Source organism: Acidimicrobiales bacterium (assembly GCA_035630295.1).
Lineage (GTDB): Bacteria > Actinomycetota > Acidimicrobiia > Acidimicrobiales > Iamiaceae > Iamia.
The window spans coordinates 1-23,555 of the sequence record DASQKY010000042.1 but is presented as its reverse complement, the minus strand read 5'-3'; the positions used below and the strand labels follow the sequence as shown (position 1 = coordinate 23,555).

The following is a 23,555-nucleotide window of genomic DNA, read 5'->3' as shown; positions in this document are numbered from 1 at the left end:
CCGGAACGCCGCCCGGCGGTCGAAGGCCGGATCGGCCGGGTCCCCCGCCGCCACCCCACCCGCCCCACCCGAAGGGAACCCCATGGCTGGAGTCCGCCTCGTCACCGACAGCGCCAGCGACCTCCCCCAGGACGTCGTCGACGCCCACGGCATCGTGATCGTGCCCCTCAACATCCGCTTCGGCGACGAGGAGCTCGTCGACCGCGAGGACATCTCGGCCGCCGAGTTCTACGCCCGCATGGCCACCTTCGACGGGCTGCCCGAGACCTCGGCCCCCAGCCCCGGTTCCTTCGAGGAGGCCTTCCGGAAGGCGGCGGCCGACGGGGCCGACGCTGTCGTGTGCGTGACCATCTCGTCGGACCTCTCGGCCACCATGGCCTCGGCCCAGAACGCGGCCCGGGCCCTGGAGGGCAAGCTCGACGTCCGGGTGGTGGACTCCAAGTCGATCACCTCGGGCCAGGGCACCCTGGTCACCCTGGCCGCCGAGGCTGCGGCCGGCGGAGCCGGCGCCGACGAGGTGGTGGCCCTGGTCGAGCGGACCCGGCCCCGCACCCGGGTCCTCGGCGGCCTCGACACCCTGGAGAACCTGAAGAAGGGCGGCCGCATCGGCGGGGCCCAGGCCATGCTGGGCACGCTCCTGTCGATCAAGCCGCTCATCGACATCAGCTCCGGCGCCGTCGAGGAGGCCGGCAAGGTCCGGACCCGCAAGAAGCAGATGCTCTTCATCCGCGACCGCCTGGTCGAGGCCGGGGACGTGGAGCAGCTGGTGATCTGCGACGGGCAGGCGCCCGACGCCGAGGAGTTCGTCGACCTCATCGCCGAGGTGGCGGGGCGCGGCAACTACACCCGCAGCACCATCGGCCCGGTCATCGGCACCCACGGCGGGCCCCGGATGATCGGGCTCACCTGGTTGGACCCGGCCTGATCGCCCGGCGGGCGACGACCGGGCGCCGGCCCCTCCGGCGACCACGGCCGCCCGCCGCCGGCCCCTATCGTCCTCCCGATGGGTTCCCCACCTCCTGACCTCGGCGCGCCCGGTGCGGCCCGCCCGGGGACCCTCCTGGCCGGCCGCTACCGGCTGGAGCGACCCCTGGCCAGCGGGGGCATGGCCCGGGTGTGGGTGGCCCGGGACGAGGTGCTGGGCCGGCCGGTGGCCGTCAAGGTGCTCCACGAGCACCTGGCCCAGGACAGCTCGTTCGTCGCCCGGTTCCGGGCCGAGGCCCTGGCCGCCGCCCGCCTCGGGCACTCGGCCGTCGTCTCGGTGTACGACACCTGCTCCGAGGACGGCCTGGAGGCCATCGTCATGGAGCTCGTCGACGGGACCACCCTGCGGGACCGCCTCGACCAGGAGGGCCGGCTGGCCCCGGCCGAGGCGGCCCGGATCGCGGCCCGGATCGCCCAGGCCCTGACCGTGGCCCACGCCGCCGGGATCGTCCACCGCGACATCAAGCCGGCCAACGTGCTGCTGGCCGTGGGCGGGCGGGTGGTGGTGACCGACTTCGGCATCGCCAAGGCCACCGAGACCGGCGACATCACCACCGGCCGCCAGATGCTGGGTACGGCCAAGTACCTGGCCCCCGAACAGGTCGAGGGGACCAGGGTCGACGGTCGGGCCGACGTCTACGCCCTGGGCGTGGTCCTGTTCGAGATGGTGTGCGGACGGGTGCCGTTCCACGCCGACACCGAGGCGGGCACGGCCCTGGCCCGCCTCCACCACGACCCGCCGGCCCCCCGCTCCCTGCGGCCCGACCTGGAGCCCTCCTACGAGCAGGTCGTCCTGCGGGCCCTGGCCCGACGGCCCGAGGACCGGTGGGCCGACGCCACCACCCTGGGCCGGGCCCTGGCCGCCCTGGCCGCCGGGCGGGCCGCGGTCGTCCCCGCCTCGCCGGCCGGGGACCGGGCACCGGGTGGCCCCCCGGCCCACGACTGGCGCTCGCCGGAGCCCCCGACCGCCTCACCGCCGGCGCCCTCTCCCCCATCCCAGTCCCCGGCCCCCTCCGGACCGTCCCCCACCGGCCACGCGCCGGCCCCGGTCCCGGCCCGGGCGGCCCGCCCCCGGCGGACGGTCCGGTCGGCGCTCCTCCTGGGCGTGGTCGTGGTGGCCGTGGTGGTCGCCGGCGCCCTGGCCTGGCAGGTGGTGGGCCCGTCCGACGAGGCCGCCGAGCTGGCCGGCGCCACCACCTTCGACCCGTTCGGCACGGGGCCGCCGGGCGAGAACGACGGGGATGTCGGGCTGGCCGTCGACGGGGACCCGGCCACGGCGTGGCACACCGAGCGATACCGCGACCCCGACATCACCGTCCGGAAGCCCGGGGTGGGGCTGTTGCTCGACCTGGGGACGTCGCGCACCGCCGAGGCCTTGGCCCTCACCTCTCCCAGCTCCGGTTGGACGGCCGAGGCCTACGTGCTCGACGATCGGCCCGGTGCGGACGTCACGACGTGGGGCGAGGCCCTCGGCCGGTCGGAGGGGATCGACGGCGACATCCGCCTCGACCTGGGCGGCACCGGCGGCCGCTACGTCCTGCTGTGGATCACCCGGGCCAGCGAGGACGGCACCGTCCAGGTGGCCGAGGCCGTGGTGACGGTGCGCTCGTGACCGCGGCAGACCCCGACGCCGACCTGCTCCCGGCGGCCCGGGCCGGTGACCGCGATGCCCTCGACGCGCTGCTGCGCCGGCACGAGCAACAGCTCCACGCCCTCTGCCGCCGGGTCACCGGTGATCCCACCGACGCCGTCGACGCCCTCCAGGAGGCCATGATCGCCATCGTGCGGGGGCTCCCCCGCTTCGACGGCCGGTCCAAGGTCTCGACCTGGATGCACCGCGTGGCCACCAACGCCTGCCTGGACGAGCTGCGCCGTCGGGGGCGGCGTCCGGCCGACGCCCTCCCGGAGCAGGAGGCCCCCGACCCGGCCGGGCCGCCCGGCGTGGCCGACGGGGTGGCCGACCGCACCGACCTGGACGCCGCGCTGGCCTCCCTGGCCCCGGAGTTCCGGGCCCCCGTGGTGCTGCGCGACGTCCTGGGCCACGACTACGCGGAGATCGCCACCCTGCTGGACCTGCCCCCCGGCACGGTGCGCTCGCGCATCGCCCGGGGCCGGGCCCACCTGGCCCGGGCCCTGGGCGCCGCCGCCGCCGCCGACCCCGGCTCCCCCACCGCCGGGAACCAGACCCCGGCCCCCGATCGTCCCAGCCTCCAGCCATGACCGCTCCCCTCCCGCCCGACGGCCCCGACGCCCTCGATCCCGACGACGACGCCGTCCTGGCCGTCCTCGACGACACCGCCAGCCCCGAGCAGCGCCGCCGGGTGGCTCGCGACCCCGCCCTGCGGGACCGGTTGGCGGACCAGAGGGCGGCCCGGGCCGCCGTGGCCGCCCCCGTCCCACCCGTGGCCGAGTCCACGCTGGCCGAGCTGCGGGCCCGCGCCCTGGACACCGCCCTCGGCTCGCCCGACGCCGCCCAGGAGGACCCGGCCGACCCGTCGCCGGACGAGGTTCCCGACGAGCCCGGTGCCGTCGTGCCCCTGGCCCCGCGCCGCCCGCGCCGCCCGAGCCGGCGCCTGCCGGCCTGGCCGGCCGTGGCCGCCGTGGTGATCCTGCTGGTGGGGGTCGGCCTGGCCCTGATCGTGAACGACCGCAACCGGGACACCGCCGCGGAGCTGGCCACGGCGGACGAGGCCCGGACCGAGGACGAGGCCCGAGCCGAGGAGCAGGCCCGGGACCTGGGGGCCGAGGCCCAGGACAGGCCCTCTGATGCCGGGTCGGCCGAGGACAACGCCGCCGCCACCGTCCCCTCCACCGCCGAAGGCGCCCTCCCCCGCTTCGCCGACGAGGCCGCGCTGCGCCGGGAGCTCGAGGCCGTCGACCCGCGGACCCTCCAACCGCCGGGGGCGGCCGATGCCGCCGATGGCCGCCTCGACCGGGCCCCCGACGCCACCGCCCTCTGCGACCAGGGCCTGCGGTCGGTGGAGCCGGCCCTGGAAGCGGTCCAGGCCTCCCGGCTGGTCATGGTCGATGACCAGGAGGTGCTGGTCATGAGCAACCCGGTCTCGGCCACCCCGGAGGCGCCGGCCTCGACGCGCCTCACGGTGTTCGAACCGACGAGCTGCACCCCCCTCTTCGCCGTCCAGCGCTGAACCGCGGCCCGCGGGCCGAGGCCCGGGCGAGCCGCCGCGGATAGGGTGCACGGCCGTGACCGCGCCCACGCCACCGTCCCCGGCTGGCCCCGACCGCACCGGCCCCGCGACCGACTGGCCGGCCCAGGCCACCGACGCCATCGTCGGCCTGGTCGACTCGGTGAAGGACCGCACCACCGGGCCCGCCACCACCCTCGCCCGGGGCCTCGTCTACGGCACGCTGGCCACCCTGGTCGGCACCGCCGCCCTGGTGCTGGCAGTGGTGCTGCTGGTGCGGGCCATCGACGTGGGCGTCGACGCCCTGCTCGACCTGGCCGACATCGACGACCCGGGCCGGTCCACGTGGATCGCCCACGCCGTCACCGGCCTGCTCTTCCTGGTGCCGGGGCTGGCCCTCTGGCGCCGGGGCACCCGAGCCGCCGCCGCCGACTGAGACCTCCGGCCGGAATACCCCGGGGGGGTGTCGTGTTCCTGCTCACGGGCCCTCACGCCCGCCCTGTCGGCGAGGTGACCGGCCCACCGACCCCGCACCGGGAGACAGCGTGCCGAACCAGACCCACAAGCTGATCATCGTCGGCTCCGGCCCCGCCGGGTTGACCGCCGCCATCTACGCCGCTCGGGCCAGCCTGGAGCCCCTGCTCCTGGAAGGCGAGCCGTCGTCCACCACCGACCAGCCCGGTGGCGCCCTCATGACCACCACCGAGGTGGAGAACTTCCCCGGCTTCCCCGAGGGGATCATGGGCCCCGACCTCATGCTCCGCTTCAAGGAGCAGGCCGCCCGCTTCGGCACCGACGTCCGCATGGAGAAGGTGAGCCGCATCGACCTGTCGGCCCGGCCGTTCTCGCTCTGGGTCGGAGACCCGGAGGCGGCCGAGCCCACCTACCGGGCCGAGGCGGTCGTCATCTCCACCGGCGCCCGGCCCGTCATGCTCGGCCTCCCCGGCGAGCAGGAGCTGGTCGGCCACGGGGTCTCGACCTGCGCCACCTGCGACGGCTTCTTCTTCCGGGACCACGACATCGCCGTCGTCGGCGGCGGCGACTCGGCCCTGGAGGAAGCCCTGTTCCTGACCAAGTTCGCCCGGTCGGTCACCGTCGTGCACCGCCGGGACGAGCTCCGGGCCTCGAAGATCATGCAGGAGCGGGCCCTGGCCCACGACAAGGTCCACTTCGCCTGGAACCGGGTCGTCGACGGCATCGAGGGCGACGGGACCCTCAGCGCCATCACCCTGCGCGACGTGCAGACCGGGGCCCTCGAGCGCCGGGCCGTGACCGGGCTCTTCGTGGCCATCGGGCACCGCCCCAACACCGACATCTTCAAGGGCCAGGTGGCCATGGACGACGGCGGCTACGTCCGCACCGGCCCGGGCACCCGCACCGACGTGGAGGGCGTCTTCGCCTGCGGCGACGTCCAGGACACCGTCTACCGCCAGGCCATCACCGCAGCCGGCTCGGGCTGCATGGCCGCCATCGACGCCGAGCGCTGGCTCGAGGCCCAGCACTGACGGCGGAAGTCTGAGCGCCCCGCCGGCGTTGCAGGCACCGCACCCCCTGATCGCCCAACACGTCCGACCCTAGGAGACACCATGGCCAACGGCATCGACACCCTCAGCACCACCACCTTCGACGAGGCCCTGGCCGGCGCCGAGAAGCCCGTCCTGGTCGACTTCTGGGCCGAGTGGTGCGGCCCCTGCAAGGCCATCGCCCCGATCCTCGAGGAGATCGCCGACGAGCACGGTGAGCAGGTCCAGATCGCCAAGCTCAACGTCGACGACCACCCCGACATCGCCCGCCGCTTCGACGTGATGAGCATCCCCACGCTGATCCTGTTCAAGGACGGCCAGCCCCAGGCCCGCCTGGTGGGGGCCAAGGGCAAGGGCCAGCTGGTCGAGGAGATCAGCCCCTACCTGTGAGGGTCCGCCCGCCCGGCCGGGGCGGCGCGCCAGGGTGACCATCTAGCCTGCGACGGTGACCCTCGGTCCCCCGTCCGGCGACCCCCGAACCCCCGACTCGGCTCCCGACGGCCTGCCCCTCCGCCCGGGCACCGACGGGCCCGCGGTCGAGGACCTCCACCACCGGTTGCGCCGCATCGGCCTCCTCCCCGACGACGACGGGCGCTACGGCCCCGTCACCGAGGAGGCGGTGCGCCGGTTCCAGGGCCACCGGGGCATCAGGGTCGATGGCGTGTGCGGCCGGCAGACCTGGAGCGCCCTGGTCGACGCCGGTTGGCGCCTCGGTGACCGGCTCCTCTACGAGCGGGCGGCCATGCTGCGGGGCGACGACGTCGCCGACCTGCAGTCCCGGTTGGGCGGCCTCGGCTTCCTGGACGACCGGGTGGACGGGATCCTCGGCCCGCGCACCCGCCGGGCCCTGGAGGACTTCCAGCGCAACTCCGGCCTCACCGTGGACGGCATCTGCGGGCCGGAGACCATCGGAGAGCTGGAGCGGCTCGGGGCCCGCACCCCCACCGCGGTCAAGGCCGGCGTGGTCGAGCGGGAGCGCCTGCGGGCGACGCCCCGGGAGCTGGCCGGGCGCCGCATCCTGGTCGGTGACCTGGGCGGGGTCGGCGCCCTGGCCTCGGCGGTGGAGCGGGGCCTCCACGCCGCCGGCGCCGCCGTCACGGTGACCTCCCACCCCGACGGATCGGCCCAGGCCCAGGAGGCCAACGCCCTGGGGGCCGACCTCTACATCGGCTTGGTCGTCGGCGACACCGCCCGCTGCGCCTACTACGCCACCGAGGGCTTCACCTCCGAGGGCGGCCAGCGCCTGGCCACCCTCCTGGCTGCCGAGCTGGCGGGGGCTGTCGCCCTGGCCGGACCGGTGGCAGCCGAGGGGATGCGCCTGTCGGTGCTGCGGGAGACGCGCATGCCCGCCGTGGTGTGCGAGCTGGCGCCGGCCCGAGCCGTGGTCGAGCACGCACCCGCCCTGGCCACCATCGTGCGCGACACGGTGGGCCACTGGGTCGTCGACCCACTCCCCTCGGCGCACTGACACCACGTCAGGGAGGGCGGTCGTCAGGCGCTGGTGGCCCCGCCGGCCCCGGAGGGAGTCGTTCCCAGGCCGGGTGCGTCCTGGACCTCCATCGAGCGCTAGATGAGAGTCAACCTTTTCCACCAGTTTGTCCACAGCCTGTGGCAAACCGGGAAGGTGAGGTTCAACCCCACCGCCCGGGCGACGGGCCCGCCATCGGCGATCGTGAGCCTCAAGCTGTCAGGGTCGGGTCGGTCAGCAACCGGTAGATGCGCTCGAGATCCTCGACGTCGGCGAAGTCGATCGTGACCCGGCCCCGCTTGGAGCCCATGGTGACCGACACCCGGGTGTCGAGCCGATCCGACAGCAGGCCTTCCAGCTCCAAGAGGCCGGCTGGGCGCGTCGTCCCTGGTGAGGCCGGCGGCGGGGCAGGTTCCGGGTCGGCGTGGCGGACCCGCACGGCCTCTTCCACATCGCGCACCGTCATGCCCTTCTCGAGGCAGGTCCGGGCCAGCACCTCCTGGAAGGCGCGATCAGGGCTGGCCAGCAGGGCCCGGGCGTGACCGGCGCTCAACTGCCCGTCGCGCACCATCCGCTGGACCGAGGGTGGGAGCTGGAAGAGGCGGAGGATGTTGGCCACCGCCGACCGGGATCGACCGACCCGGCGGGACACCTCCTCCTGGGTCAACCCGAAGTCCTCGATGAGCTGCTGGTAGGCGCCAGCCTCCTCCAAGGGGTTGAGGTCCTGCCGGTGCAGGTTCTCGACCACCGCCTGCTCCAGGGACGCCCCGTCATCGACGGTGCGCACCACGGCGGGGATGCGGGCCAGGCCGGCCCGGCGAGCGGCTCGCCACCGGCGTTCCCCGGCGATCAGCTCGTAGCGCTCCCCCACCGGACGCACCAGGACGGGCTGCAGGACGCCCAGCTCCCGCACCGACGCCGTCAGGGCAGCCAGGTTCTCGTCGTCGAAGTGGACCCGGGGCTGGTGGGGGTTGGGCTCGATGTCCTCGATGGGAAGCTCGGCCAGACCAAGGCCGGCGGCCGGCTCGGCCGGCGGGTCGGCCGCGCCGGACCCGGGGATCAGGGCGTCGAGACCCCGCCCCAGGCCGCTACGTCGGGCCATGGCTCACCTCCCGGGCCAGCTCGCGGTAGGCCAGAGCACCCCGCGAGGAGGAGTCGAACGTGATGATCGGCTGGCCGTAGGACGGGGCCTCGGACAGCCGCACCGTCCGGGGGATCACCTGCCGGCAGACCTTGTCACCGAAGTGCTCGCGCACCTCACGGGCCACCTGGTCGCTGAGCTTCGTCCGGGCGTCGTACATGACCAGGACGATGGTCGACACGCGTAGTTCGCGGTTGAGGTTCTTCTGTACCAGGGAGACGTTGCGGATCAGCTGGCCCAGGCCCTCCAGGGCGTAGTACTCGCACTGGATGGGGACCAGCACCTCCTCAGCCGCGGCCATGGCGTTCACCGTGAGCAGGCCGAGCGAGGGAGGGCAGTCGATGAGCACGTAGTCGAAGTCGTCGCGCACCTGGTCCAGGGCGTTGCGGAGGCGCATCTCCCGGCTGAAGGCCGGGACCAGCTCGATCTCGGCCCCGGCCAGGTCCAAGGCGGACGGGGCTACCAGCAGGTTGCGCACCGCCGTCCCCTCGAGGCAGTCCTCCATGGGGGCGTCGTGGAGGATCACGTCGTACATCGAGGTCTGAAGCTCCCGGACGTTGATGCCCAAGCCGGTGCTGGCGTTGCCCTGGGGATCCAGATCGACCACCAGGACCCGGTACCCCATCTCGGCCAGGCAGGCGCCGAGGTTCACCGACGTGGTCGTCTTGCCCACGCCGCCCTTCTGGTTGGCGATGGCGATCACCCGGGGCAGGCCATCGCGAGGTAGGTCGTCAGCGGCGTCGCGGACGACCGGCGCGGGGTCCGGGACTTCGGTCGCCGGGGCCGGCGGCGACGCGGGCGGCTCCCCCGCGGCCCGCAACTGCTCGAAGATGGCCCGGCCCGGATCAGCCACGGCCCCCTCCGGTGAAGTGGATGGCACGGCGCCATCCTCGCAGCCTCTCGCCCCCGAAGGCAAGGACCCTCGACCTCCGATCGCGACTGTTCCACGTGAAACGTCTTTAGGCAACGACCGGGCAGTGGGCGGCATCAGCCGATTCCCTGGCCCTGCGCTTCGTGCGCTCTGCCTCGGCTCGCCTCGCAGTCGCTTGAGTCAGCGGCGGGCGGCCTGGTGCTCCGGGCGACGGCGCCGCCCAGAGGGGCCACATTGGCGCCGGGGTGCCGATCGGTCGCCGGTCGGTGAATGGCGTGCCATACCGTCGCTAGAACGGTCGCCGCTGGTCAGACTCGAGCTGACCGGGAACGGCCAGGATGCGCTGCAACCACTGCAGGTCGGGCCTGCCGACCAAACCAGGCCAGCCGGGGGGGCTAGACGACCCACAGGCGCCCCCGCTCGGGCTCTCCCAGTACGGGTGGCCGAGTCACCGGGCGCGCTTGGGTGCCCAGGGGAGGCGGCCGGCGGTGGCTTCGAGCCCGGCCCCGATGGTCATGGTGGCAGCGATGTGGTCCCCCGTGCGGTGTGGCCAGGCCTCAGCGGCCGGGGGAACCGCCCTGGGGGAGGCTATGCGGACCGTCGAGACGCTCCGGCCCTGCCCCGCCGATGTCGACCTCCTCGACTCCTGAGTGTCAGCTCCCCACCACTGATAGTCGAGGAGGAGCGCTCACCGGTGCCCTGGGTTTCGGCGATGGCGGAGCGGTGCGGAGCCTCTCCGCTCCCCCACCAGCTCGGTTCGTCGACCTTGGCCATGTCGACATCGGTCCTCCCATCACCCAGGTCAGGGCCGTCATCGACGGGCCCGCGGGCACCCACATCAGCGCCGGGGCCAGCGACCGACCGGGAGCGGGCGGCCCCGTCGCTGTCACGCCATGGCCACCGGTCGGCGGTCGGCGGTCGGCGGTCGGCGGTCGGCGAGCCAAACCCGTCTCCACCGCCCAGACGGCGGGCCCCATGGAGATGGCCGCCGGCGCCCGCCCGTGCGGTCCGGGTACCGCACCCTCCCCGGGCCGACCCCTGGATCCCGCCATGCGGAGAGCATCGACCATTCGTGCCGAGCAGGCCGAGGGCGAGGCTCACAACCTCCAGAGACGATGCCGTCGCACTCGCTCCCATCTGGCTCGCAGGTCAGAGTCATCCGGGCTGCCGGACGCGGGGCCAGACCACGGGAAGGGGGTGACCATCGTTCTCCAACCGCACCTGGCGCGGGGCGCCACGCCCGGCGCGCGCCCGCTCCTCGCCCTGCCACCACAGGCACTTCAGCGCCCAGACCAACCCCAGCCCCCCGGCGCCCGGCACCCGGCACCCGGCACCCGGCACCCAGACCCCCTCGAGCCGCCAGGGCGTGCACCACCGTCCCCCCAAGGCCGGCAGAAGCGGCGCACGCGGAGCCGAGGCCCGCTGATCCTCCCGACCCGTGGGCAGCCACCGATTCCTGGCGATCTCGGCTGGCGACCCCTGGCGATCTCGGCTGGCGACCCCTGGCGGTCTCGGCTGGGTATCGGTACGAGGCCCGAACGGCCATGGGGCCGACGCTGCCCCGGAACGGGCAGCAGCAGCGGCGGTGACGCCCGGGGGCCGCCGCCGGGGGAGCGGGGCGGCGGGCCCGCCAGGCCGGACGAGGCCGAGCCGGCGGTGACGCACCCCCACCATTCGCATCAGGCCATGCCTGCCTCGACACCGCTTGGCGCAGCACTCGTCTCCACCTCCAGCACGGACGGCCCGTGGAAGGGCATCGGTTCGAACTCGCGGGGACGGCCAAGGGGGTGGTACTGCGGCAGACCAGGAGGAACGGTGGAGGAGCCACTGGTCGGCGTTCGACCGCAGCCTCGGGCGCCAGCGGTGACGGTGGGCCGTCAGCCCTCCGTCGAGCCCCGGCACCGGGCCCTCCGCCGCGGAGGGCCAGGACGCTCCGGGCCAGACAGGGCCTGGCTCACCCGCGAACGGTGCCATACGGAGCCGTGAGCGGGGCGCACCGGTCTCCCGTCGGCGCCCCGCCGACAAGGCCGGGATCGACCGGGCCCAAGGCGACGGCGGCGCGGCGGCCTGAGCGCCGCCAGGCGTCGTCCTCACTTGAGCTTGCCGGCTCGACGACATCGCTGCCAGCCTGCGCTCGCCCCACCTTCTCCCTTGGCGGCCACGGACCCGCCGGAAGATGCCGCCTCCGTTTCACGGTGTCCTGCTGGCGTGAACGATCGAGAAGGCGCCGCCGACGGCTACATCGTTGCGGGGGCTGGGACGAGTTCTTCCAGCATGGGGTCGGACTGCCTCTCCGCAGGCCCGGCGGAGACGCGGAGTGAGCCGGGGGGAGAACAGGCATCGATCGGGGTGTCATCGACTCGGGGACTCGACGAAGGCCTGGGACGCGGCGTCGGGGGCCTCCGCCACTTCGCTGTCTGTGGCGGCGACCTGGACCGGCGCTGCCTCGGCCAAGAACCTGTCGGGTAGACCTGCCCGAGCTGCCATGCCACCCGGACTCGCTCCAGACCAACGGCGACTTGTCATGTTTCCCGTGGAACATGGGCCGGGGCCAGCGGCCCGCCGGACGGCCTCCGCGGGCCGATGATCTGGCCCGACGGGCTCTCAGCCCGACTGCACATGTCCACGTCGGCGGCGGTCCTGTCGCCAGAAGCCCCGGAAGCACCTCGGGGCTGGCCCCCGTTCCGAGCTGACAAACGATGCATGCGCCACTGGGCGGCACGGCTTCGTCATCCACTGGGAGGGCCACACAGTGCAGGGCCCGGCGACCCACCGACAGGCCCAAAGCAGGCCGGGTTCGCCTGGCCCGCCGAGGCCTTCGGCTTCCTCGTCCCGGAGTCCACGCCGCGTCGGAGGCGCCGCACGATTCCGGGCACGGCCCCCGGTGGCCCGCGCGCTGACGCCCACTGGGTGGTCGGGCGCCGTGCGCGGGGGTGCCCTCGGTCGCTGCGCCCCGAGCACCGACCGGGCGCGGTCGACATCGCTGGGCCATCAGCAAGGCGCTCGCCAGCGCCTTGCCAGGGACCCTCAGCAGCGACGCCGCGGCTTCACCCCGCGTGCACCCGCTCAGTGCACGAGGGCGCATCCGACGTCGTCTCCTGGCGTCGGACCGCCAACGCGGCCGCCCGAACACGCCCCCACCCGCTTGCCGTCGAGCGGACGGGCCGGTCCGAGCTCGGGGGGGGGCGGCCGCGCCCTGGCCGTCGTCTCCTGGCCGACATCTCGCTCCGGCACCGCCGCCGCCGGGCCTCGGCGCGCCACAGCGCGCCTGGCCGCTCCCTCGCTCCCCACTCGCGAGGGGACCCGTCGTCCTAGCCCTGACAAGGCAGGTCGGGACGGTCGCGGCTCGCGCCGCGGGACCGGGTGCCGGCCCGCTCGGTCCGGGTCGCTCGCGTGAAGAGGCGGGTCGGTGGCCCGGACCGCTCGGCCAACTCGCCTGGGTGGGCACAACCGACGCCCTCGGCCCCGGTCACTCGGCTCGGGGGCCGGTGCCCGGCCCACTCGGCCCAACTCACCCGGAGGGGGGAGCAGGCCCGGCACCGGCTCCCTCGGCCCGGTCGCCCGGGTCGGGGGTCGGTGCCGAATCGCTCGGATGGGGCACGGCGCGGCCACGACTGCGGGCTGCGGGGCCCAGGGGGACGGGCGCGATGCGGGCGGCCCGTTGCCGACGCCTCGGGGGGAACGGGCCTCCCCCGACGGCGTCTCGTCGTCGGAGAGCTCGGTCTTTCAATCCACCGATGCCGCAGATGGCGGTTTGTCAGTAGCGATGTCCGCTCAAGCCAGGGAGCGACATGAACTGTCCTGTTGGGCATCGCTCAGGATGGCTCGAGAGCCGTTCTCCACAGGTACCCGGACCCGTGGGGGCGCTGGCCCCGGATCGCCACGCTCACGGCATCTCAAGGCGGGCCCGTCGCCGTGGATCAGAGGTCAGAACAGGGGACGGCGGGCGGGGAGGCCAGGGCGCCGGGGGAAGCGGTCGGGGCAGGGACCGTCCTGGCGGAGCCGGGCGTAGTGAGCACCGCCCTCGGCCACCACCGCTGCGGGCACCAGGCCGAGGGGAGCGAGGCCGGCCGGCGGCCAGCGCTCCGCCGGCGCCTCCGGGGGTTCGCTCACCACCAGGTGGCCGCCGGGCCGCAGCAGGGGAGCGGCGCACTCGGCCACCACGGCCGGGGGGCCGAAGCTGCGGGCCACCACGGCATCGGCGCCGGCCCGCCAGGCTGGGTCGCGGCCGAGCTCCTCGGCCCGGGCCCACCGCACACCGACCCGGGGGGCGAGGCCCAGCTCGTCCACCACCAGCTCCAGGTAGGTGCACCGGCGCTGGCTGGCGTCGACCAGCACCACCTCGGTGTCGGGCCAGCACATCAGGGCCAGGACCAGGCCCGGGAGGCCGCCGCCGCTGCCCAGGTCGAGGGCCCGCCCCGGCGCCCGCCCGAGGGCGGTGGCGAACCCGAGGCTGTGCCCGACCTGGGCCTCGATCGGATCGGAGCCGACCAGGTCGCGCTGGCGCTGGCGGCCCAGGGCGGCCGCCAGCGCCGACGGCACGTCGACGGGATCAGGCTGCTCGGTCACGCCCCGCGCCAGCCACCGAGCGGGCCCGGCTCAGTCGTCGGGATGGACGACGACCCGGCGGCGGGGCTCCTCGCCCTCCGACGAGGTCCGGACGCCGTCGATGCCGTTGACGGTGTCGTGCACGATCTTGCGGTCGGGTGGGGACATCGGCTCCAAGGCCTTGGCCCGGCCCGCCTCACGCACCGACTCGGCCACCGACGTGGCGAAGCGCTCCAGGGCCTCGCGCCGCCGCTCGCGGTAGCCGCCGATGTCGATCCGCACCCGGCCGTCCTGGCCGTCGGGCGCGGCCCGGTAGACGACGGTGCGGGCCAGCTCGTGCACGGCCTGGAGCGTCAGCCCCCGCGGGCCGATGAGGAGCCCGAGGTCGTCACCGATCACCCGCACCTCCCGGGTCTCGTCGTCGACCTCGACGACCTCGACGGTGCCATCGAGCCCGAAGGCGTCGACCAGCCCGGCCACGAAGGTCTCGACTATGGCCACGTGCTGGTCGAGCGGCATGGTCTCGGTGTCCACGGTGTCTCCTTGCTGGGGGCCGGTCGGCCCGTCGGTCGCGGTTGGGGCCGCCTCGTTGGAGGGTCGCGACGGACGCCGTCCGGCGTCGCCCCGGCCGGAGCCGGACCCGGAGCCCGAGCCCGAGGCGGAGCCGGAGCGGCGGCGCCGACGACCACCGCCCGGGCTGCTCGAGTCGTCGGAGCGCGGGGTGCCACCGCGGGCCTCGGCCTCGACGGGCGGCGAGGGGGCCCGGTCGTCGGCCGGCGCCGCGTCGTCGGCGGTGTCGCTGGCGCCGTTCCGGCCGCCGGAGCGGCCACGGTTGCCCGTGGATCGCTTCCGATCGCGCCTCTCCTGCTTGGGGCGGTGCTGCCGGGGGACGACGCGGGCCTTGACCCGGGCCGTGCCCTTGGTGCGGCCGAACAGCCCCGCTCGGGGCTCCTCCAGCACCTGGACCTCGGCATCCGACTCGTCGACGCCGAGCTCGTCCAGGGCCAGCTCGGTGGCCTCCTTGACGGTACGGCCAGTGATCTCAACCCATTCCAAGGCTCTAGTTCCTCTTCCTCTTCTTCTTCGATCGGTTCTGGTTGGACGGAGCGGTGCGGCTGGGCGCCTGGCGCGCCGGGGCCGTGGCCTTGGTCGTCGTGCCCGACGGGCCTCCGCCTCCCTTGGCCGGGCTCTTGGCGGGGCTCTTGGTGCCCCCCTTGGCCGGGGTCTTCGCTCCGTTGGTGGGGGCACGACCGGCCCCGCCCTTGCCCGACGGGCGGCTGCTCCCCTTCGGGGGGGCGCCGTCATCGGCCGAGGCGTCATCGGCCGGGGTCCGGCCGGGCCGCGAGAGCAGGCCTCCGAGGAGGCCGGCGCCGGCCGACCCGTCGGACCCGGACCCGACGGGGCCACGGCCCTTGCCGCCGCCCTTGCCCTTGGCGCTGCCGTCCTTGTCCCCGGAGTACATGGTGCGGGTGATGAAGGCCTGCTGGCCGATCCGGTACAGGTTGGACACCAGGAAGTACAGGACGATGCCGGCCGGCAGGGTCAGCGAGATCAGCGGCAGGAAGAACGGCAGGACCTTCATCAGCATCTGCTGCTGCGGGTTGATCTGCGGCTGGTTGCCGGAGTTGCGGGCCTGGATCTGGCGCTGCTGGTACCAGGCCGTCACCCCGATGAGCACCACCAGGATCAGGTAGGGGATGGCGTGCAGGAGCCCCTCGGAGAGGCGGTTGGTGAAGGTGTCGGCCAGGTCGAGCCCGAAGGAGTTCATCTCCCGGGCCACGTTGAGCGCCTTGTAGAGGGCGGTGCTGTGGTCGAGGTAGCCGGGGTCGAAGGTGCCGAAGCCGCTGAAGGTGCCGCCCCCGGAGGGGTTGCGGGCGGCCAGGCCCACGGCGCTGCCCATGTCGTAGCCGTAGGAGGGCGGCTTCACCATGCCCACCAGCACCCGGTAGAGCACGAAGAACACCGGCATCTGCACCACCAGGGGCAGGCAGCCGCCCAGGGGGTTGATGTTGTGCTCCTTGTAGAACGCCATCATCTCTTCGTTGAGCTTCTGGCGGTCGTCCTTGTACTTGGCCTGGAGCTTGCGCAGCTCGGGCTGCAGTCGCTGCATGGCGATCATCGAGCGCGTGCTCTTGAGGGTCAGCGGCGTGACCACGACCATGACCGTCAGGGTCAGGAGGAGGATCGCCCCCCCGAACGACGAGGTGAGGTCGTAGAAGAAGGCCAGGACGCTGGCGATGGTGTCGAACAGGAAGTCCATCAGGCGGTCCGTTCAGCGGTCGGGCGGACGTCGGGGACGGGGTCCCAGCCGTGCCCGCCGAAGGGGTGGCAACGGCCGAGGCGCCGGAGGGCGTACCAGGAGCCGCGCCCGGCGCCGTGGCGGGCGACGGCGTCGGCGGCGTAGGTGGAGCAGGTGGGCTGGAAGCGGCAGGGCGACGGGCGCCCGGCCCGCACCGCCTGGTAGGCCCGGATGAGGCCCAGCACCAGGCGGGCCGGTGGCGAGGGAGCCGGGGCGGCGGTCACGAGCGGGACGTGGCCCGGGCGATGGCCCGGGCCAGGTGGGAGCGGAGCTGGGGGAAGGGCGCGGTGGCGGCCGGGGCGCCGGCGGTCACCAGCAGGGCGACGGGTGGGACGCCGCCGTCGCGGGCCAGGTCGTCGAGCGCGGCCCGGAGGCGGCGCCGGATGCGGTTGCGGACCACGGCGGTGCCGGTGCGGCGCCCGATGGCGAACGCGACGTGGCACCCGCCGTCGGGGGACGGGCCGGTGGCGCGGACCATCACCGGGCCGGACCGGCCTCGGTGGCCCTCGGAGCGCACGAGGCGCAGGACGCGACGATCACGGAGCGGCGCGATCAGGCCGACAGACGGGCCCGGCCCTTCTGGCGGCGGCTCCGGATCACGGCGCGACCGGCTCGGGTCGCCATCCGCTTGCGGAACCCGTGACGCTTCGAGCGACGACGGACGTTGGGCTGGTAGGTGCGCTTCACTGCTCTCCTCCTCGGACACCGCGGGGTTCCTCCCGGGCCCGACCCGCCGAATGGCGACGTCGAGCACCCTGGACCGGACACGATCCACCAGGACCGCAGCCCCGGCGCCGACCAGACCGGTGGGCGGGCGCGGCAGCCCCGTGACATCACGGGACCGCCGACAACGGTAGATCCCGCCCGGGAACAGGGGCAACACGCGGCCCCGGCGGCCCCGCCGGACCGGGGCACGGAGCGCCGTCCGCGCTCGTGTGACGGGCCACGATCGCGGTGGTACGGTCCGCTCCTCGTCACCGGCCGATCCCGCCACGACCGGTGGCACCCAGCGACCAGACTCGGGGCCCTCGGGCCTCCAACAGTCGTTGTCCACATTCTGTGGATCCCCGTGTGGACGAGGAGAAAGAGAAGGCACCCGAGCCGTGGGCGACGCCGAGAGCTTGTGGGGTACATGCTGCGATTTCCTGCGTGAGCAGGTCACCGACGGGGTGTGGAAATCGACCTTCCACGGGATCCAGGCCGTCTCCGCCGACACCGACACCCTGGTCATCGCCGTGCCCAGCGGCGTGGTCGCCGACCGGGTCCAGGGGCGCTACCGGTCCCTGGTCACCGAGGCCCTCGAGGCGGCCAACGGCGCCCCCGTCAACCTCGTGGTCGAGGTCCGAGCCGGGCCCGACGTGGTGGCCCAGGAGCGCGCCGCGCAGGACGCGGCCGCCGACCGGGCCGCGCCGGACGGATCCGGGGCGGCCACCGGCCGCGACGACCAGGGCACCGTCAACCTGGCCCGGTCCCCGGTGTCGGCCCCGTTCCCGGTGGCCGGTGGCGCCGGGGCCGAGGCCGGTGGCGACATCGTCTACACCTTCGACGACTTCGTCATCGGCCAGTCCAACCGGTTCTCCTACGCGGCCTCGATGGCGGTGGCCGAGACGCCGGGCCGGGCCTACAACCCGCTGTTCATCTACGGCGACGCCGGGTTGGGCAAGACCCACCTCCTGCAGTCGATCCGCACCTACGTGGCCCAGAACTACCCCGGCAAGGTGGTGCGCTACGTCTCCACCGAACGGTTCCTGAACGACTTCATCGAGTGCATCCGGCTGAAGACGATGAACGACTTCAAGCGGCGCTACCGCCAGCTCGACGTGCTCCTGGTGGACGACATCCAGTTCATCGAGGGGGCCGAGCGCTTCCAGGAGGAGTTCTTCCACACCTTCAACGAGCTGCACTCCCGGCGCAGCCAGATCGTCCTCACCTCCGACCGGGCCCCGGACTCCATCGCCACCCTGGAGCACCGCCTGCGCAGCCGGTTCAAGATGGGCCTGATCACCGACATCCAGCCCCCCGACGTCGAGACCCGCCTGGCCATCCTGCGCAAGAAGGCCGAGCGGGCGCCCCTGGACGTCCCGGACGACGTCCTCGAGTTCATCGCCACCAACATCACCGACAACATCCGGGAGCTGGAGGGCGCCTTCACCCGGGTCACCGCCTACGCCAACCTCTACCAGCGCGACCTGGGCGTCAGCATGGCCGAGCAGGTGCTCTCCGACATCCTCGGCGACAACGCCAGCCGCACCGTCAGCCCCGCCCTGATCCTGGAGAAGGTCTCGCAGCGCTACGGCTTCAGCATCGAGGAGATCACCGGCAAGAGCCGGCGGCGCCCGCTGGTGACGGCCCGACAGGTCGCCATGTACGTCATCCGGGAGCTCACCGACCTCAGCTACCCGGCCATCGCCCGGGAGTTCGGCGGCCGCGACCACACCACGGTGATGCACGCGGTCAGCAAGATCGAGAACTTGATGGCCGAGCGGAAGCCCATCTTCCACCAGGTCCAGGCCATCGTGCAGGAGCTGAAGAAGGGCTCAGTGTGAGGGGCGGCGCGGGCCGGTGGCGTCACCAGCGGCCTGTGGGCGACCGGTGGACGACCGTGTGGGCCAGCTCCGGACCGGGCGTGGACGCACCGGTGGACGACGGGGCCCCGCGGTGGACGACGGAGGGGCCATCCGCGGGCGCCGGCCGCCGACTGTGGAACGCTGTGGACGACGGGGGACGACGGCGACCGGGCCTGACCAGGGCCGACGGTGAGTTGTCCACCATCCACAGGCACCCCTACTCCAATGACCTGATGTTCCACCATGTTGTGGGAGATTGCACCCCACCCCCCGGGCCGCCCCTCTGCCCGACGACGACTGCACCCCGCAGAGAAAGCGAGCCACGACGGTGAAGTTCCGTTGCGAGCGTGACGAGCTGGTGGAGGCCCTCGGCACCGCGGGGCGAGCCGTGGCCAACCGCGGTGGGGCCCTCCCCGTGCTGTCGGGCGTGCGCCTGGAGCTGGAGGGCGACACCCTCCGGCTGACCGGCAGCGACCTGGACCTGACCGTGTCGGTCACCACCCAGGTGGCGGGCCAGGCCGACGGCGTGGCCGTCATGCCGGCCAAGATCGCCTCCGACGTGGTGCGGTCCCTGGACTCGGGCCGGGTGGAGATCGCGGTGGAGGGCGACGAGGCCCAGATCACCTCCGGGCGCTTCACCTCGTCCATCCGGCTGCTCCCCGCCGACGAGTTCCCCCGGCTGGGCGCCCCGGCCGAGCACGCCGTCACCCTGGCCGGCGCCGACCTGTCCGAGGCCCTGTCCCAGGTGGTCCCGGCGGCCAGCTCGGACGACGCTCGCCCCATCCTCACCGGCGTGCTCATGGCCGCCGAGAGCGGGGGCCTGCGCCTGGTGGCCACCGACTCCTACCGCCTGGCCGTCCGCGACCTGGAGGGCCGCGCCGTCCTCGAGGAGGGCCAGAGCGTCCTGGTGCCGTCCCGGGCCCTGCGGGAGCTGGTGCGGGCCCTGGACGACGACAAGGACGTGACCCTCCGGCTGGGGGAGCGCGAGGCAACCTTCGAGGTGGGCTCCACCCGGGTCACCACCCGGCTCATCGAGGGCGAGTTCCCCAACTACCGGGGCCTCATCCCCTCCAGCTACCCCAACCGCATGGTCGTCTCCCGCGCCGCGTTGGGCGACGCCGTGCGCCGGGTGCGGCTCATGGCCCGGGAGGCCACCCCGGTGCGGCTGACCATGGGCCCCGGCGGCCTGGAGCTGGACGCCGTCACCCAGGACGTGGGCCAGGCCAGCGAGGCGGTGGAGGCCACCTTCGACGGCGCCGAGCTCACCGTGGGCTTCAACCCCGAGTACCTGCTCGACGGCATCGAGGTGGCCCCCGGCGACGAGGTCGCCCTGGAGACCACCGACGCCAACAAGCCGGCCGTCCTGCGGGCCACCGGTCGCTCGGACTTCCTGTACCTGCTCATGCCCGTCCGCATCTGACGACCTGAGGGGCCCGGCGACCGGTGCAGCTCGATCGCGTCTGGCTGGCCGACTTCCGCAGCTACGCCGAGGCCGACGTCACCCTGGCCCCGGGCCTGACGGCCGTGGTGGGGTCCAACGGCCAGGGCAAGAGCAACCTGTTGGAGGCCATCGGCTGGCTCGGTGGGCTCCGTTCGTTCCGGGCCGCGCCCACCGAGGCCCTGGTCCGGGTGGGCGCCGAGCGGGCCGTGGTGCGGGGCGAGGGGCGGCGGGGGGAGCGGTCGCTGCTGGTCGAGTGCGAGATCGCCCCCGGGGGCCGCAGCCGCACGCTGGTCAACCGCCAGCCCGTGCGCCGGGCCCGTGACGGCCTGGACGCCTTCCGGGCCGTGGTCTTCGCCCCCGACGACCTGGAGCTGGTGAAGGGCGGCCCCGGGGAGCGCCGCCGCTTCCTCGACGACCTGCTGGTGGCCCTGGACCCGCGCCTGGAGGCCACCCGCAACGACCTGGACCGCGTCCTCCGCCAGCGGGGGGCCCTGCTCAAGCAGTCCGGGGGCCGGCTCACCCCGGAGGTGGAGGCCACCCTCGACGTGTGGGACGAGCGGCTGGCCGGGGCGGGGGAGGCGCTGGCCGACGCCCGGGTGGCGCTGGTCTCCGCCCTGGGGCCCGAGGTCGACGTGGCCTACCGGGACCTGGCCGGCGCCGGTGACGTGGGCCTGGCCTATGCCCCCCCGTGGCGGGCCGACGGCCTGCGCGCCGCCCTGGCCGCGGTGCGGGTCGACGAGCTGCGCCGGGGGGTGAGCCTGGTCGGCCCCCACCGCGACGAGCTGGGCGTGGACCTGGCCGGCATGCCGGCCCGGACCCACGCCTCGCAGGGCGAGCAGCGCAGCCTGGCCCTGGCCCTGCGCCTGGCCGCCGCCCGCCGCGTGGCCCAGGTGCTCGACACCCCGCCGCTCCTCCTCCTCGACGACGTGTTCTCCGAGCTCGACCCCGACCGCTCGGCCGGCCTCCTGGCCCACCTGCCGCCGGGCCAGACCATCATCACCACCGCGGCCGTGCTCCCCCCCGACAGCCGCCCCGACCTGGTGCTCCGCATCGCCGCCGGGCAGGTGGTGGCCGACGGTTGATCCGTTGCCGGGCGCCCCAGGACGGGATGGGGGCGGGGCGTGCGAGACTCGCTCCCGTGCCCCCACGGACGAGCCGAGCCGGTGACGGCGCCGGGTCGCGCCCGGCCCGCCTGTCCGAGGCGCTGGACCGAGTGCTGGCCGGGCTGGGGGCCCCGCCGGCCACCACCCTGGAGGTGGTGGCCCGGGCCTGGCCCGACCTGGTGGGCCCGGCGGCGGCCCGGGCCCTGCGCCCCACCGCGGTGCGGGACGGGGTGCTGGTGGTCCAGGCCAGCGACCCGGTCTGGACCGGGCAGGCCCGGTGGCTGGAGTCGGCCGTGGTCGAGGGCCTGGCCCCCCTCCTCGGGCCCGGTGTCGTCACTGCCCTCCAGGCCCGGACGGCACCTCCCGGGAGCCCTCCCGGGGCCTGACCCGGCCCTGGTCAGCGGGCCCGGGCCGGGGCCGCCGGAGCGCTGCGGATGCACCCCGCGACCGGCCCCTCCTGGTAAGCTGCCCGCATCGTGATCGCCAGTCCCCACAAGGCCTCGCACCCTGGTCAGGCCCCGGTGGACAGCGGTCAGACCGGGTCCTGGCGACCCCGCACGCTCCGTGTGAGCCGCCTGCTCACCCCCATCTCCTGAGAGGTCGCGCCGTGGCGCAGAACGAGGGCTCCTACGGGGCCAAGGACATGACCGTGCTCGAGGGCCTCGACCCCGTGCGCAAGCGCCCCGGCATGTACATCGGCAGCACCGGCCCCACCGGCCTCCACCACTGCGTGTGGGAGGTGGTCGACAACTCGGTGGACGAGGCCATGGCCGGCCACGCCACCCGCATCGACGTCACCCTGCTGGCCGACGGCGGCTGCCGGGTGGTCGACGACGGGCGGGGCATCCCCACCGACATCCACCCCCAGCACAAGATGTCCGGCGTCGAGATCGCCCTCACCAAGCTGCACGGGGGCGGCAAGTTCGGCGGCGAGGGCTACAAGGTCTCCGGTGGGCTCCACGGCGTGGGCGTGTCGGTGGTCAACGCGCTGTCCCGGCGGGTGGTGGTCGAGGTCGACCGCGGCGGCCAGCACCACCGCATCGAGTTCGCCGACGGCGGCAAGCCCCAGGGCAAGCTGCTGGTGGTGGGGGAGTCGCCCCGCGGCCGCACCGGCACGGCGGTGACGTTCTGGCCCGACGGGACCGTGTTCGAGACCCTCGAGTTCAGCAGCCGCACCATCCTCGAGCGCCTGCAGATGATGGCCTTCCTCAACCGGGGCCTGGAGATCCGCTTCCACGACGAGCGGCCCGAGCACGACCCCACCCCGGTCACCTACTGCTACGCCGGCGGCATCGTCGACTTCGTGAAGCACATCAACAAGACCAAGGAGGCGCTGTTCTCCAAGGTCGGGTCGTACGAGGACGGCAGCGACGACTCCGAGGTCGAGGTGGCCTTCCAGTGGAGCAACGGCTACAACACCGACGGCATCCACTCCTTCGCCAACGGGATCAACACCCCCGAGGGCGGCACCCACGTGGAGGGCTTCCGGGCCGCGCTGACCACCGCGGTCAACAAGTACGCCCGGGCCCGCAACACGCTCAAGGAGAAGGACCCCAACCTGATGGGGGAGGACATCCGCGAGGGCCTCACCTGCATCATCTCGGTCCGCCTGCGCGACCCCCAGTTCGAGGGCCAGACCAAGGCCAAGCTGGGCAACACCAGCATCAAGACCCTCGTCCAGAAGGCCACCAACGACCACCTGGCGGCCTGGCTGGAGGAGAACCCCACCGAGGCCAACAAGGTGGTCAAGAAGGCGGTGGCGGCCAGCCAGGCCCGCATGGCGGCCAAGAAGGCCCGCGACGTCATCCGGTCCAAGACCCTGCTCGACGGGGCCGGCATGCCCGACAAGCTCAAGGACTGCTCGGCCAAGGACCGCTCCGAGCGAGAGCTGTTCATCGTGGAGGGCGACTCGGCCGGCGGCTCCGCGGTGGACGCCCGCGACCCCCGCACCCAGGCCATCCTCCCCATCCGGGGCAAGATCCTCAACGTCGAGCGGGCCCGCCTCGACAAGATGCTCAAGAACAACGAGATCCAGGCCCTGATCTCCGCCATCGGCGCGGGCTTCGGCGCCGACGAGTTCGACGTGGAGAAGATCCGCTACGACCGGGTCATCCTCCTGTGCGACGCCGACGTCGACGGCAGCCACATCCGCACCCTCCTGCTCACGTTCTTCTTCCGCCACATGAAGGACCTGGTCGAGCACCGCCACGTGTACATCGCCCAGCCCCCGCTGTACTCCACGGTCGTGGGCAAGGAGAAGGTGTACCTGAAGGACGACGCGGCCAAGGCCGGGTTCCTGGCCGAGAACCCCGGCCACAAGAAGGAGTTCGCCCGGCTGAAGGGCCTGGGCGAGATGGACTGGCAGGAGCTCAAGGCCACCACCATGGACGTCTCCAGCCGGACCCTGCTCCAGGTCAACGTCGAGCAGGCGATGCTGGCCGACACGGCCATCTCCACGCTGATG

General features: G+C 74.0%; 21 protein-coding genes. 13 read left to right on the top strand and 8 right to left on the bottom strand.

Going from position 1 to position 23,555, the window contains the following annotated elements:
- Positions 1 to 82 precede the first annotated feature (82 nt).
- From VEW93_10395 to VEW93_10360, 8 genes are all read left to right on the top strand, one after another.
- The gene (locus tag VEW93_10395; GenBank protein HYI62201.1) at positions 83 to 925 is read left to right on the top strand and encodes a DegV family protein; all 843 of its coding nucleotides are present in this window, start codon (positions 83 to 85) and stop codon (positions 923 to 925) included.
- Between the two features lie 78 nt (positions 926 to 1,003).
- Positions 1,004 to 2,596, top strand: a complete 1,593-nt coding sequence (locus VEW93_10390) for a protein kinase (GenBank protein HYI62200.1) — start codon at positions 1,004 to 1,006, stop codon at positions 2,594 to 2,596.
- Positions 2,593 to 3,204 (top strand): sigma-70 family RNA polymerase sigma factor, encoded by a 612-nt coding sequence (locus VEW93_10385; GenBank protein ID HYI62199.1) that lies wholly within the window; start codon positions 2,593 to 2,595, stop codon positions 3,202 to 3,204. Before VEW93_10390 ends, VEW93_10385 begins: the two co-directional genes overlap by 4 nt.
- A complete protein-coding gene (locus tag VEW93_10380; protein HYI62198.1) occupies positions 3,201 to 4,133 on the top strand; it encodes a hypothetical protein in 933 nt (310 codons plus the stop codon). Before VEW93_10385 ends, VEW93_10380 begins: the two co-directional genes overlap by 4 nt.
- 55 nt (positions 4,134 to 4,188) lie before the next feature.
- On the top strand, positions 4,189 to 4,566 hold the full coding sequence (locus tag VEW93_10375; protein ID HYI62197.1) for a hypothetical protein: 378 nt from the start codon (positions 4,189 to 4,191) through the stop codon (positions 4,564 to 4,566).
- 109 nt (positions 4,567 to 4,675) lie between these two features.
- Entirely contained in the window at positions 4,676 to 5,635 is a 960-nt protein-coding gene (trxB, locus tag VEW93_10370; GenBank protein ID HYI62196.1) for a thioredoxin-disulfide reductase, read from the top strand.
- An 81-nt stretch (positions 5,636 to 5,716) separates the two neighbouring features.
- Entirely contained in the window at positions 5,717 to 6,043 is a 327-nt protein-coding gene (gene trxA / locus VEW93_10365) for a thioredoxin (GenBank protein HYI62195.1), read from the top strand.
- 55 nt (positions 6,044 to 6,098) lie between these two features.
- Positions 6,099 to 7,121, top strand: a complete 1,023-nt coding sequence (locus tag VEW93_10360) for a peptidoglycan-binding protein (GenBank protein ID HYI62194.1) — start codon at positions 6,099 to 6,101, stop codon at positions 7,119 to 7,121.
- A gap of 211 nt (positions 7,122 to 7,332) precedes the next feature.
- Here the strand turns inward: VEW93_10360 and VEW93_10355 are convergent, their stop codons facing one another.
- The 8 genes from VEW93_10355 to rpmH all read right to left on the bottom strand — a co-directional run bounded on the left by VEW93_10355 (position 7,333) and on the right by rpmH (position 16,667).
- A complete protein-coding gene (locus tag VEW93_10355; GenBank protein ID HYI62193.1) occupies positions 7,333 to 8,223 on the bottom strand; it encodes a ParB/RepB/Spo0J family partition protein in 891 nt (296 codons plus the stop codon).
- On the bottom strand, positions 8,210 to 8,965 hold the full coding sequence (locus VEW93_10350; GenBank protein ID HYI62192.1) for an AAA family ATPase: 756 nt from the start codon (positions 8,963 to 8,965) through the stop codon (positions 8,210 to 8,212). Before VEW93_10350 ends, VEW93_10355 begins: the two co-directional genes overlap by 14 nt.
- Positions 8,966 to 13,060: 4,095 nt before the next feature.
- Positions 13,061 to 13,702 (bottom strand): RsmG family class I SAM-dependent methyltransferase, encoded by a 642-nt coding sequence (locus VEW93_10345; protein HYI62191.1) that lies wholly within the window; start codon positions 13,700 to 13,702, stop codon positions 13,061 to 13,063.
- Positions 13,703 to 13,732: 30 nt separating this feature from the next.
- Positions 13,733 to 14,737, bottom strand: coding sequence for an RNA-binding cell elongation regulator Jag/EloR (gene jag / locus VEW93_10340; protein ID HYI62190.1), 1,005 nt, complete (start codon positions 14,735 to 14,737; stop codon positions 13,733 to 13,735).
- Between the two features lie 4 nt (positions 14,738 to 14,741).
- On the bottom strand, positions 14,742 to 15,941 hold the full coding sequence (gene yidC, locus VEW93_10335; GenBank protein ID HYI62189.1) for a membrane protein insertase YidC: 1,200 nt from the start codon (positions 15,939 to 15,941) through the stop codon (positions 14,742 to 14,744).
- Complete coding sequence (gene yidD / locus VEW93_10330; GenBank protein HYI62188.1) at positions 15,941 to 16,204, bottom strand: membrane protein insertion efficiency factor YidD; 264 nt, start codon at positions 16,202 to 16,204, stop codon at positions 15,941 to 15,943. Before yidD ends, yidC begins: the two co-directional genes overlap by 1 nt.
- On the bottom strand, positions 16,201 to 16,533 hold the full coding sequence (locus tag VEW93_10325) for a ribonuclease P protein component (GenBank protein ID HYI62187.1): 333 nt from the start codon (positions 16,531 to 16,533) through the stop codon (positions 16,201 to 16,203). Before VEW93_10325 ends, yidD begins: the two co-directional genes overlap by 4 nt.
- A complete protein-coding gene (gene rpmH, locus VEW93_10320) occupies positions 16,533 to 16,667 on the bottom strand; it encodes a 50S ribosomal protein L34 (protein HYI62186.1) in 135 nt (44 codons plus the stop codon). The genes VEW93_10325 and rpmH overlap by 1 nt, the downstream gene beginning before the upstream one ends.
- Before the next feature lie 416 nt (positions 16,668 to 17,083).
- On the opposite strand from rpmH, the gene dnaA reads away from it, so the two are divergent.
- From dnaA to VEW93_10295, 5 genes are all read left to right on the top strand, one after another.
- Entirely contained in the window at positions 17,084 to 18,526 is a 1,443-nt protein-coding gene (dnaA, locus tag VEW93_10315; GenBank protein HYI62185.1) for a chromosomal replication initiator protein DnaA, read from the top strand.
- 349 nt (positions 18,527 to 18,875) lie between these two features.
- Entirely contained in the window at positions 18,876 to 19,967 is a 1,092-nt protein-coding gene (gene dnaN / locus VEW93_10310) for a DNA polymerase III subunit beta (GenBank protein HYI62184.1), read from the top strand.
- A 23-nt stretch (positions 19,968 to 19,990) separates the two neighbouring features.
- Positions 19,991 to 21,070 (top strand): DNA replication and repair protein RecF, encoded by a 1,080-nt coding sequence (recF, locus tag VEW93_10305; protein ID HYI62183.1) that lies wholly within the window; start codon positions 19,991 to 19,993, stop codon positions 21,068 to 21,070.
- A 56-nt stretch (positions 21,071 to 21,126) separates the two neighbouring features.
- Positions 21,127 to 21,477, top strand: coding sequence for a DUF721 domain-containing protein (locus VEW93_10300; GenBank protein ID HYI62182.1), 351 nt, complete (start codon positions 21,127 to 21,129; stop codon positions 21,475 to 21,477).
- 221 nt (positions 21,478 to 21,698) lie between these two features.
- Positions 21,699 to 23,555 (top strand): DNA gyrase subunit B (locus tag VEW93_10295; GenBank protein ID HYI62181.1); only part of this gene is annotated, 1,857 nt, incomplete at its 3' end.

What these genes read in the sequence shown, in the direction of transcription:
- VEW93_10380 (HYI62198.1), top strand. Translation starts at nt 3,201, where the DNA reads ATGACCGCTCCCCTCCCGCCCGACGGCCCCGACGCCCTCGATCCCGAC.
- VEW93_10395 (HYI62201.1), top strand. Translation starts at nt 83, where the DNA reads ATGGCTGGAGTCCGCCTCGTCACCGACAGCGCCAGCGACCTCCCCCAG.
- VEW93_10355 (HYI62193.1), bottom strand. Translation starts at nt 8,223, where the DNA reads ATGGCCCGACGTAGCGGCCTGGGGCGGGGTCTCGACGCCCTGATCCCC.
- trxA (HYI62195.1), top strand. Translation starts at nt 5,717, where the DNA reads ATGGCCAACGGCATCGACACCCTCAGCACCACCACCTTCGACGAGGCC.
- VEW93_10390 (HYI62200.1), top strand. Translation starts at nt 1,004, where the DNA reads ATGGGTTCCCCACCTCCTGACCTCGGCGCGCCCGGTGCGGCCCGCCCG.
- yidC (HYI62189.1), bottom strand. Translation starts at nt 15,941, where the DNA reads ATGGACTTCCTGTTCGACACCATCGCCAGCGTCCTGGCCTTCTTCTAC.